The organism is Actinopolymorpha cephalotaxi (genome assembly GCF_013408535.1).
Taxonomy (GTDB): Bacteria; Actinomycetota; Actinomycetes; order Propionibacteriales; family Actinopolymorphaceae; genus Actinopolymorpha; species Actinopolymorpha cephalotaxi.
The window spans coordinates 3,983,198-3,993,961 of the sequence record NZ_JACBZA010000001.1; the positions used below are offsets into that span (position 1 = coordinate 3,983,198).

A 10,764-nucleotide genomic window follows, 5' to 3' on the forward strand; every position below is an offset into this window, starting at 1 on the left:
GGAGGTCGAGCGCGTGAGCCGCGCGGGCGCGAGGAGATTCTTCCGCGGAAGAATCCGCGGCACCGAGCCGGACGCAGCCCGGGCACTCAGTGGAGTACGGCCACCGTCATTCCCGCACCGGAGACGCCGGGGACACCGGGGAGGTCGCCGGGCACGCCGCCCGGACTCATCGCCGCCAGCGCATGGGGCACGTCCGCGAGGTCGATCAGCGTGCCCACCAGCCGGTCCGGCCGCAGGCGGCCCGCCGCCACCAGGTCGAGCATGGCGGGATACTCGTGGGCGGCCAGGCCGTGGCTGCCCACGACGTCGAGTTCGTACGCCACCACCCGGTCCATCGGCACCGGGGTCGGGCCACCGGGCAGCAACCCCACCTGGACGTGCCGGCCGCCCCGGGCCAGGCCGAGCACCGACGCCTCGCACGTGCGCGGTGAGCCCAGGCAGTCCAGCGACACCCGTGCTCCTCCACCGGTCAGGTCGTGCACCACCGAGGCGACCGCGGCGGGTTCGGGGTCGACGGAGGCGTCCACCACCTCCGCGGCACCGAGGGCACGGGCGAGGTCGAGCGCCGCGGCCGAGACGTCCACCGCGACCACCCTGGCGCCCGCCGCCACCGCGACCTCGACCGCGGACAGCCCGGCGCCTCCGCACCCGTGCACGGCCACCCAGTCGCCCGCGCCAACCCGGCCTTGACGCAGCACCGCCCGGTAGGCCGTACCGAACCGGCAGCCCAGCCCGGCCGCGGTGGTGAACTCCAGCGCGTCCGGAAGCAACACGAGGTTGACATCGGCGTGGTCGACGACGGCGTACTCGGCGAACGAACCCCACCCGGTGAATCCGGGCTGGGTCTGCCGCGCGCAGATCTGGTGGTCGCCGCGGGCACACTGCGCGCAGGTGCCGCAGGCGTGCACGAACGGCGCGGTCACCCGCTGACCCGGCCGCCAGCCACGGACGTCCGCCCCGACCTCGACCACCACGCCCGCGAACTCGTGCCCGCCCACGTGCGGCAGGCGTACGTCGGAGTCGTGTCCCTGCCAGGCGTGCCAGTCGCTGCGGCACACCCCGGTCGCGGCCACCTCGACCACGGCGGCGTGGGGCGCGGGTCGCGGCGAAGACACCTCGCGTACGGAAACCGGCCCGCCGAAGGTGTCGTACCAGACCGCGCGCACCTAGCCGTTCACTCCCACTCGATGGTGCCGGGCGGCTTGCTGGTCACGTCGATCACGACCCGGTTGACCTCGAGGACCTCGTTGGTGATCCGGGTCGAGACGCGCTCGACCAGGTCCCACGGCAGCCGCGCCCAGTCGGCGGTCATCGCGTCCTCGCTGGTGACCGGGCGCAGCACGATCGGGTGGCCGTAGGTGCGCTGGTCGCCCTGCACGCCGACCGAGCGCACGTCGGCCAGCAGCACGACCGGGAACTGCCAGATGTCGCGGTCCAGCCCCGCAGCCGTGAGCTCCTCGCGGGCGATCGCGTCCGCCCGGCGAAGGATGTCCAGGCGCTCGCGGGTGACCTCGCCGATGATGCGGATGCCGAGGCCCGGGCCGGGGAACGGCTGGCGCCACACCATCGACGGGGGCAGGCCGAGCTGCTCGCCGACCGCGCGTACCTCGTCCTTGAACAGCGTGCGCAGCGGCTCGATCAGCTCGAAGCGCAGGTCGTCGGGAAGCCCGCCGACGTTGTGGTGGGACTTGATGTTGGACGTGCCCGCTCCGCCGCCGGACTCTACGACGTCGGGGTAGAGCGTGCCCTGCACGAGGAAGGCCACCGCGGCCTCGCCCTCGGACAGGTCGCCGAACACCCGCACCTCGGCGGCCTCGAACGTACGGATGAACTCCCGGCCGATGATCTTGCGTTTCTGCTCCGGGTCGGCCACGCCGTCGAGCGCGCCGAGGAACTGGTCGGAGGCGTCGACCACGTCCAGGTCGCTGAACACCGCCTCGAAGTCCCGCTTGACCTGTTCGGTCTCGCCGAGCCGCATCATCCCGTGGTCGACGTACACGCAGGTGAGCCGGTCGCCGATGGCGCGCTCCACGATCGCGGCGGCGACCGCCGAGTCGACGCCTCCGGACAGCGCGCACAGTGCGCGTCCCTCGCCCACCTGCCGGCGGATCAGCTCGACCTGCTCGTCGATGATGTTGAGCATCGTCCAGGTCGGCTGGCAGCCGGCGATCTCCAGCAGGAAGTGCTCGAGCACCTTCTGACCGTGTTCGGTGTGCAGCACCTCCGGGTGCCACTGCACGCCGGCCTGGCCGCGGCGGAGGTTCTCGAACGCCGCCACCGGCGTGGTCGCGGTCGCGGCGAGTACGTCGAAGCCCGCGGGCGCCGCGGTCACCGAGTCGCCGTGCGACATCCAGACCGTGTGCTCGGCCGGCAGGTCCGCGAGCAGCGTGCCGGGCTCGGTGACGTCGACGCGGGTACGGCCGTACTCGCGGGCACCGGTGTGCGCCACCTCCCCGCCGAGGCTGCGGGCCATCGCCTGGAAGCCGTAGCAGATGCCGAACGCCGGCACCCCAGCCTCGAACAGCGCCGGATCGACCTGCGGCGCGCCGGGTGCGTAGACCGACGCCGGGCCACCGGACAGGATGATCGCCTTCGGCTTGCGGGCGAGGATGTCCGCCACCGGCGTGGAGTGCGGAACGATCTCGGAGTAGACCCGCGCCTCGCGCACCCGGCGGGCGATGAGCTGGGCGTACTGCGCGCCGTAGTCGACGACGAGAACGAGGTCGTGATCGGTCACGATGGCCTTTCGTACGGGCGTGCACCAACTGCATCGACTGCGCCGGCTGCACCGGCTGTACTGACCTCCGCGAGTCTAGTGGGGCACTCGGGCGATCACGGGTGCGAGGTGATCGGCGGCCCGGTGTGGCTCCGGTGCGGCTCCGGCGTGGTCCGGGGCGGAGCGCGATCCCGTACGCCGGAGGTATGACGACCGGGGCGACCGTACGCGCATCCGGCGCTACCCAGACGCACCTTGCCGACGACGCGGCGGGGTACGCGCCGCCGAAAGACTTGCCGGCATGCAGATGAACCAGTCCTCCGGCCCCGGCGAAATCCCCGGCGGCACCGGCGGCACCGGCCGGCAGAGGCCGCCACACCCGCCGTTCGTACCGGCGCTGTCCGGCCACGGCCTGGAGAAGCGATTCGGTACGACCGTCGCCCTGGCCGACGTGAGCCTCACCGTGGGCCGGGCCGAGTCGGTGGCGATCATGGGCCCGAGCGGCTCGGGCAAGTCCACCCTGTTGCACTGCCTGGCCGGGATCATCCGGCCCGACGCCGGGGAGGTGGTCCTGCACGACGCCGGCCGGACCGGGAGAAGCGGCGGCGAGAGCGGGGCCGGCGAGCGGCGGGTGGACAGCATGAGCGAACGCGAACGAAGCCGACTGCGGCGGACGCGGTTCGGGTTCGTCTTCCAGTTCGCCCAGTTGCTGCCCGAACTGCCGGCCGAGGAGAACATCGCCCTGCCGCTGATGCTCGGCGGAACGCCCCGGCGGGCGGCGGTCGCCACCGCGCACGCCTGGCTGGAGCCGCTCGGCCTGGCCGGCATGGAGAAACGCCGTCCGGGAGAGCTCTCCGGAGGTCAGGCACAACGCGTCGCCCTCGCCCGCGCCCTGGTCATCGAACCCGCCGTCGTGTTCGCCGACGAGCCCACCGGCGCCCTGGACCAGGCGACCGGCGAGGAGACCATGCGGCTGCTGGTGTCGACCAGCCGGGCCAACGGCGCCGCCCTGGTGGTCGTGACGCACGACCCGAACGTCGCCGCCGCCTGCGACCGGGTCGTGGAAGTACGCGACGGCCGGCTGCTGACGCCGGTCGGCTCGGCGGCGGGCGCCCGCTCCGGGACGGGGGCGTACCGATGACCAGTGTCAACCTCAGCTTGCGCCTGCTGCGGGCCGGCGGCCGGCGCGGGTTGCTCGCCGTCGGCCTGACGGCCGGCGCGGTCGCGGTGTGCACGGCGTTGCTGCTCGCCGCCGTCGCCGCCAACGTCGCGTTCGCCGGCCGCGCGGACCGGGACGCCTGGCGCCATCCCGGCGACGCCGCCGCGCCGGCGAGAGCCGTGGCCCTGGAGGGCACCAGCCTGGACTACGTACGCGGGCAGGTGATGACCGTGGTCGACCTGGCCGCCCTCCGCGGCGCCGACACCTCCGCGGGCACCGGCGCGCTGCCCGCACCGCCCGGCATGCCCCGCTTCCCGGCACCGGGCGAGGTCTGGATGTCACCCGCGCTCGCCCGGCTGGCCGCCTCGTTGCCGCCCGGCCGGCTCGCCGACCGGTTCCCCACACGTACTCCCACCGGCCTGCTGGGTGACGACGCACTCGTCCACGGCGACGAACTCGTCGCGGTCGTCGGCCGGCACGCGGACGACCCGGCCATGCACGGCGACCGCACCGACCTTGCGGACGCCTCCAGCCCGACTCCGATCGCGTCCTTCGACGACGGGCGGCCCAACCACGCCGCCGGCTTCTACCGCATCCTCACCGGGCTGGCCACCGTGCTGCTCGGCGTACCTCTGCTGGTCTTCGGTGGCGCCGCCGCCCGGCTCACCGTGGCCCGTCGTGACCAGCGGCTCGCGGCCCTGCGGCTCGTCGGTGCCACGCCGGGCCAGGTGGTGGCGATGACGGTGGCCGAGTCGATGGTGACGGCGTTCGCCGGCGCCCTCGCCGGAGCACTGCTGTACGTCGCGATGATCCCGGGACTGACCCGGATCTCGATCTCCGGCGGGACCTGGGCGGCCGGCGACCTCTGGGTCGGTGTGCCGCTGATCCTCGCCGTCGTGGCGGCGGTGGTCGTGCTGGTCGGGGTGAGCGCGGTGGCGGGCCTGCGCCGGGTCGTCGTCAGTCCGCTGGGTGTCGCCCGGCGGCAGACGCCTCCGGCCCTGCGCGCCGTCCGGGTCCTCGCGTTCGTGGCGGCGGTGCTGGGATTCCTGTTTGCCAGCAAGCTGCTGCAGGGCTCGATGGCCACCGTCTTCACGGTGATCGTGGTGATGCTCGCCGTCGGGTTCTGGACCCTCAACCTGGTCGGGCCCTGGGTGGTCGGGCTGATCGGCCGGATCGCGGCCGCTGGTGCTCGCCGGCCGGCCCGGCTGCTCGCGGGACGCCGGCTCGTGGACGACCCCCGCGCGGCCTGGCGAACGGTGAACGGCATCGCGCTGACCGGGTTCGTCGCCGGGTTCACCGTGCTGCTGAACCCCGGACCGGGCGGGCTCGGCCACGACGATGACCTGCGGGCCCGGGTCCCGGCCCAGCACGCGTCCGCCGTGGTCGCCGGCGCCCGGGAGCGGCTGGCCGGCATTCCGGGCGTTCGGGTGCGGCTCGCCGATCCGGTGAAGTCCGGGAGCGGCGCACCTGCCTACCGTTCGGTGGTCGTCAGGGTGCCCGGTGGGCAGGACCGAACCGACCAGGTGCGTACGTCGCTCGCCGGGCTGGTGCCCGGCCGGCCGTTCGCCAGCCCGGCGGACGCCGACCTCGGCGGTGAGCAGCTGCTGGCCGACATCCAGACCGGCGCGCGCACCGTCCTGATCGCGTCGTTCCTGCTGGGTACGGTCAGCGCGGGCATCACCGGCGTCTCCTCGATCCTGGACCGGCGGCAGACGTTCGCACTGTTGCGGTTGGCGGGTACGCCGCTGAAGGTGCTGGACGCCGCCAGGCGCCGCGAGACGCTCATCCCGCTGGTGGTGATGGGCGGCGGCGCACTGGTGACCGGGATGGTGATGGCCGCGCCGTTCGCGCTGGCCAACCCGGTACGGCCCGAGGGGCTGACGACGCTCGCTCTCACCGTGCTCGGCGGCCTGGTCGCGGTGATCGGCGCCAGCGAGCTGAGCCGGCCGTTCCTGCGCGCGGTCACGGCCGACCCCGCACCCCGTCCGGACTGACCGCTTCGCCCGGCAACTCCCGCGTTCCAGGCCGTAACCGGATGTGAACTCGGTCGTTCATCCACACAGAACGGTGCGACTCCGGGCAACCGGACAACGCCGTCAGTGCGACGGGCACCGCTCGCGGCCTCGCGGACCGTCGCACCGGAGGACCCGGCTCCCCGCCTGCTGGAGCCGGGTCCTTCGACCTGTCCGCAACATGTCCGGGCAGATGATCAGCGCCGCCGAAACGGAACCCGTACCAGAAACGAGACGTCTGAACCGGCATGATGCTTTCCGTACTTCGACGCGGTGCGCCGCTGGCCGCACTCATGGGGGTTCTCGTTCTCGGCATGGCAGCATGCGGGACCGAGCGAGCGCCGACCACGGAGGCACAGGCAACGTCCACGCCCACCAACAGTGCGCACCCGACCCCGGGACCCACCATGAACTCCTCGCTTTCCCTGCACCGCACGGGAGGCGTCGCCGGCTTCAACGACAAGCTCGTCGTCGAAGCCGACGGCAGCGCCACCCTCACCAGCCGGGGCAAGGAGCCCTTCACGTGCAGCGTGAAGTCGGCGACGATGACCCGGATCGCCGCGACCGCCGACCGGGCCGAGAAGGCCCCCCGGCCCAAGGCGGCGCAGGAGAACAAGAAGAAGCTGCACACGCCCACGCCGGACGCGATCCACCTCTACCTCACCGTGGGCGAGGAGCAGATCTCCTACGAGGACATCAAGGGTGCCGACCAGTCCTACCGCGACCTGTTCGACCTGATGAACGACGTGATGAGCTCGGCGTCCACCCTGCGCAAGGGCGGCGACGGCGCGGCGCAGTCCGGATCCGTCTGCACGTAAGGCATCTCGACGTCGTACGCCTGTAAGACATCTCGGCGTCGCGGGCAGGTGTCAACCTCGCCTTGCCCGCGGCGAGGTGAGGCGCAGGGCACCGGGCGCGCTCGCCGGTACGACCGGGCGCCGCGGTGCCACCGGCTCGATCCGCTGGTAGCCCCCACCGAGCTCCGGTCGCGGGTCGGCCTCGCCGCGGTTGGGCCAGTACGCCACCGCCCGCTCCGCCTGCGCGGTGATTGTCAAGGACGGGTTGACACCGAGGTTGGCCGACACCGCGGCTCCGTCGAGCACGTGCAGCCCGGGGTGCCCGTACACCCGTTGGTAACCGTCCACGACACCACGGCCGGCGTCCGCGCCGATCACACACCCGCCGATGATGTGCGCGGTGATCGGCATGTCGACCACCTCACCGAGCGTCCCGCCCGGCGTACCCCCCACCAGCTCCGCCAGCCGGCGGACCACCTGGTTGGCCACCGGGATCCAGGTCGGGTTGGGCTCGCCGTGTCCCTGCCGGGAGGTGAGCCGCCAGCCGAGGACACCGCGCCGCAGCCGTACGGTCAGGGAGTTGTCCAGCGACTGCATGACCAGCGCGATGACCGTGCGTTCGGACCAGTGCCGCAGGTTGGCCAGCCGGGCCAGGTCACCCGGGTGGCGGGCCGCCTGGCGCAGCCACGTCACCCAGCGGCGACTGCCGGCACTGCCGTCTCCGCCGTCGGTGAGTACCGTCTGCAGCAGCCCCATCGCGTTGCTGCCCTTGCCGTACCGCACCGGCTCGATGTGCGTGTGGGGATCGGGGTGGAACGACGAGGAGATCGCGACGCCGCGCGAGTAGTCGGTCTCGCGTCCCTTGGCGATCGCACCCAGGATCGACTCGGAGTTGGTCCGCGTGAGTACGCCCAACCTGTCGGAGAGGTGGGGCAGCCGGCCCTCGGCCTTCATCCGGTGCAGGAGCCGCTGGGTGCCGAGCGCGCCCGCGGCGAACACCACCTGGTCGGCGTGGAAGGTCTGCCGCGCCCGGTCGCCGCGCAGCCGGTCGCGGCGGGGCCGCCCGCCGCGCGTCGGCTCGGTGTCCACGGCGTACCCGCCGCCCGCCAACGGGCGTACCGCCGTCACGGTGGTGAGCGGATGCACCTTCGCGCCGGCCTCCTCGGCGAGGTAGAGGTAGTTGGTGGTCAGGGTGTTCTTGGCGTTGTGCCGGCAGCCGGTCATGCACTCACCGCACTCGATGCAGGAACGCCGGCGGGGCCCCGCGCCACCGAAGTAGGGGTCGTCGACCTCGGTGCCCGGCGGCGTGCCCGGCCGGCCGAAGAAGACCCCGACCGGCGTCTGCCGGAAGGTGTCCCCTACGCCCATCTCCTCGGCGATCTTGCGCATCACCACGTCGGAGGGCGTCATGGTGGGGTTGACGGTGACGCCGAGCATCCGCTTGGCCTGGTCGTAGTGGGGAGCGAGCTCGGCCCGCCAGTCGGTCAGCCCGCGCCACTGCGGGTCGTCGTAGAACTCCGCCAGGGGTTCGTACAACGTGTTGGCGTAGACCAGTGAGCCACCACCGACCCCCGCCCCGGACAGCACCAGAACGTCACGCAGCAAGGTGATTCGCTGGATGCCGAGGCAGCCGAGGCGGGGCGCGAAGAGGAAGTCGCGGAGTCGCCAGGACGTCCGCGGCAGCTTCCGTACGCCGTCGTCCTCCGGGGCTCCGGCGACTCCCCCGCCGGCGCCGCGCGAGCCCTCGACGCCGTGGTCGGCGGTGCTCGCGTCGGCGAACCTCGCACCCGCCTCGAGCACGCCGACCCGGTAGCCCTTCTCCGTGAGCCGGAGGGCGGCGACACTTCCACCGAACCCGGAACCCACCACCACGACGTCGTAGTGCGGCATCCGCGGGTCGCGGCGCCGACGGCGGCCCATCACCTGTGGCCCCCCTTCCGCAGCGCCCGCAACCCGACGGTGAGCCCGCGGGCGAACGCGTCGTGGGACACCCTGCCCGGCGGCGCCATCGGCATCCGTTGCACGGCGATGGTCTGGGCCTCGGTGTACTTCAGCAGCCCCTCGGCGCCGTGCCGGCGTCCCATCCCGGAGTCGCCCATGCCGCCCATCGGCGCGTCCACGCTCCCCCACGCCGCGGCGTAGGCCTCGTTGACGTTGACCGTGCCGGCGCGCAGGCGTTCACCGACCGCGCAGGCCCGGCGTACGTCGCGGCCGTAGACCGCGGCGTTCAGCCCGAACGTCGTGTCGTTGGCCCGCGTCACCGCCTCGTCCTCGTCGGCGACGCGGTAGACCGACACCACCGGGCCGAACGTCTCCTCGGCGAAGCAGGTCATCTCCGGGGTCACCTCCGCGAGGACGGTGGGCGCGAAGAAGTGGGGCCCCAGGTCGGGCCGGGCGACCCCACCGGTGAGGACGCGCGCGCCCTTGGCCCTGGCGTCCTCCACGTGCGCGGTGACGGTGCGGAGCTGGTCGGCGGAGATGAGCGAACCCATGTCCGGGCCGAAGTCCAGCGCCGGGCCGACCCGCATGGCCTCCACCCGGGCCACCAGGCGGTCGACGAACTCGTCGTACACCGGTGCCGCGACGTAGAGGCGTTCGATCGAGATGCACAGCTGGCCGGCGTTGGAGAAGCAGCCGCGTACCGCGCCCTCGGCGGCCACGTCCGGGTCGGCGTCGTCGAGAACCAGCATGGCGTTCTTGCCGCCCAGCTCCATGGTGGCGCCGATCAGCCGCTCACCACACCGGGCGGCCACCGAGCGCCCGGTCCCGGTGGAGCCGGTGAAGCAGACGAAGTCGGAGTGGTCGATCAGGGCGTTCCCGATCGAGGAGCCCGCGCCCACCACCACCTGCCACAGGTCGGGGGGCAGGCCGGCGTCGGCGACCAGTTCGGCAGCGGCCAGCGCACACAGCGCGGTGAGGCTGGCCGGCTTGGTGACCACCGCGTTGCCGGCGACCAGCGCGGGCAGCGCGTCGGAGATCGCCAGCGTGAACGGGTAGTTCCAGGGCGCGATGACGCCGACGACCCCCTTCGGGTGGCGCAGCTCGGTGGCCCGGGTGAGGAACGGGAACATGCCGGCCCGCCGGGTCGGCAACAGGTGCTGCTGGGCGACCCGGGCGTAGTAGCGCGCGGTGTTCGCGACGTCCGCCAGCTCCTCGAACGCGTGCTTGCGGGCCTTGCCGGACTCCCACTGGACGAGATCCATGAGGTCGCGCTGACGGTCGAGCACCAGGTCGTGCACCCGCAGCAGCAGGTCGGTGCGCTCGGCCACCGGCACCTGAGCCCACTCCGCCTGCGCCGCGCGGGCCCGGGCGAACGCCTCGGCCACGTCGTCGGTGCTCGACACCGGCACCTGGCCCAGCGGCTTGCCGGTCAGGGGCGAGACGGCGTCCAGGGTCTCCCCCGAGGTGGCGAACACCCGGCCGGTCAGCTCGGCCACCCGGCCGGAGGTGAGTTCCCGCTCAGTCATGGTGCCAGCCTAGGCGGGGGCGGGGCGATCATGGCGCGGATCATGGTGCGGACCGGGCGAGCGGGTGATCAGGGTCACCGCCGGAGTCACCGCCGCCCGCGCCGCGCTCGGCGGCCACCTCCTCGGCGCAGACCCTGGCCAGCGCCTCCACGGCGGTGGCCATCCCGGACAGAACGTCGTCGTCCAGCCGGGCGAACATCCTGCGCTGGTACGCCCGGCGCACCTCGTCCACGTCCCCCAGCAGGGTCCGCCCGGCGTCGGTGAGATCCACCCGCCGGATCCGCCGGTCGTGGCCGTCCTGAATGCGGTGGACCAGGCCGCGTACCTGCAGCCGGTCGACGATCCCGGTGAGCGTGGTGGGCCCCACGCCGAGCGCGTCGGCGAGGTCGTGCGCCGACAGCGCCCCGGACGCGCCGAGAACGAAAAGTGCCCGCAGCTGGGTCATCGTAAGGTCGACCGAGAACAGGTCCGCCCCACACAGTCGCAGCAGGGACTGACGGAAATCGTCCTCGGCCGCCTCGATCCGGGCAATCAGCCCAGCCCTGTCCTCCACGCCGCGTACCCCTTCTCGTCCCTACGGAGGATCTTCTCCGGTAAGACCCTGAAATAGCTC

General features: G+C 73.0%; 8 protein-coding genes. 3 read left to right on the forward strand and 5 right to left on the reverse strand.

Annotated elements, in window-relative coordinates; translation table 11 throughout:
* Positions 1-86: 86 nt before the first annotated feature.
* Together FHR37_RS33165 and guaA are read right to left on the reverse strand one after the other, a co-directional pair.
* Positions 87-1,166, reverse strand: a complete 1,080-nt coding sequence (locus FHR37_RS33165) for an alcohol dehydrogenase catalytic domain-containing protein (RefSeq protein WP_092880662.1) — start codon at positions 1,164-1,166, stop codon at positions 87-89.
* Between the two features lie 8 nt (positions 1,167-1,174).
* Positions 1,175-2,740: a glutamine-hydrolyzing GMP synthase gene (gene guaA, locus FHR37_RS17530; RefSeq protein WP_092880664.1), complete on the reverse strand. Its 1,566-nt coding sequence runs from the start codon at positions 2,738-2,740 to the stop codon at positions 1,175-1,177.
* A gap of 277 nt (positions 2,741-3,017) precedes the next feature.
* On the opposite strand from guaA, the gene FHR37_RS17535 reads away from it, so the two are divergent.
* The 3 genes from FHR37_RS17535 to FHR37_RS17545 all read left to right on the forward strand — a co-directional run bounded on the left by FHR37_RS17535 (position 3,018) and on the right by FHR37_RS17545 (position 6,705).
* Entirely contained in the window at positions 3,018-3,857 is an 840-nt protein-coding gene (locus tag FHR37_RS17535; protein ID WP_237768550.1) for an ABC transporter ATP-binding protein, read from the forward strand.
* Positions 3,854-5,869 carry an FtsX-like permease family protein gene (locus tag FHR37_RS17540; RefSeq protein ID WP_092880666.1) on the forward strand — a complete coding sequence of 672 codons (2,016 nt, stop codon included), beginning with the start codon at positions 3,854-3,856 and terminating at the stop codon, positions 5,867-5,869. The genes FHR37_RS17535 and FHR37_RS17540 overlap by 4 nt, the downstream gene beginning before the upstream one ends.
* A 425-nt stretch (positions 5,870-6,294) precedes the next feature.
* Positions 6,295-6,705 (forward strand): hypothetical protein, encoded by a 411-nt coding sequence (locus FHR37_RS17545; RefSeq protein WP_092880668.1) that lies wholly within the window; start codon positions 6,295-6,297, stop codon positions 6,703-6,705.
* A gap of 51 nt (positions 6,706-6,756) precedes the next feature.
* On the opposite strand, the gene FHR37_RS17550 is transcribed toward FHR37_RS17545, so the two are convergent.
* The 3 genes from FHR37_RS17550 to FHR37_RS33465 are packed head-to-tail and all read right to left on the reverse strand — an operon-like array spanning position 6,757 to position 10,704.
* Positions 6,757-8,604: a GMC family oxidoreductase gene (locus FHR37_RS17550; protein ID WP_275936389.1), complete on the reverse strand. Its 1,848-nt coding sequence runs from the start codon at positions 8,602-8,604 to the stop codon at positions 6,757-6,759.
* Entirely contained in the window at positions 8,604-10,151 is a 1,548-nt protein-coding gene (locus FHR37_RS17555) for a succinic semialdehyde dehydrogenase (protein ID WP_092880670.1), read from the reverse strand. Before FHR37_RS17555 ends, FHR37_RS17550 begins: the two co-directional genes overlap by 1 nt.
* A gap of 40 nt (positions 10,152-10,191) precedes the next feature.
* On the reverse strand, positions 10,192-10,704 hold the full coding sequence (locus tag FHR37_RS33465) for a MarR family winged helix-turn-helix transcriptional regulator (protein ID WP_092880672.1): 513 nt from the start codon (positions 10,702-10,704) through the stop codon (positions 10,192-10,194).
* Positions 10,705-10,764: the final 60 nt, after the last annotated feature.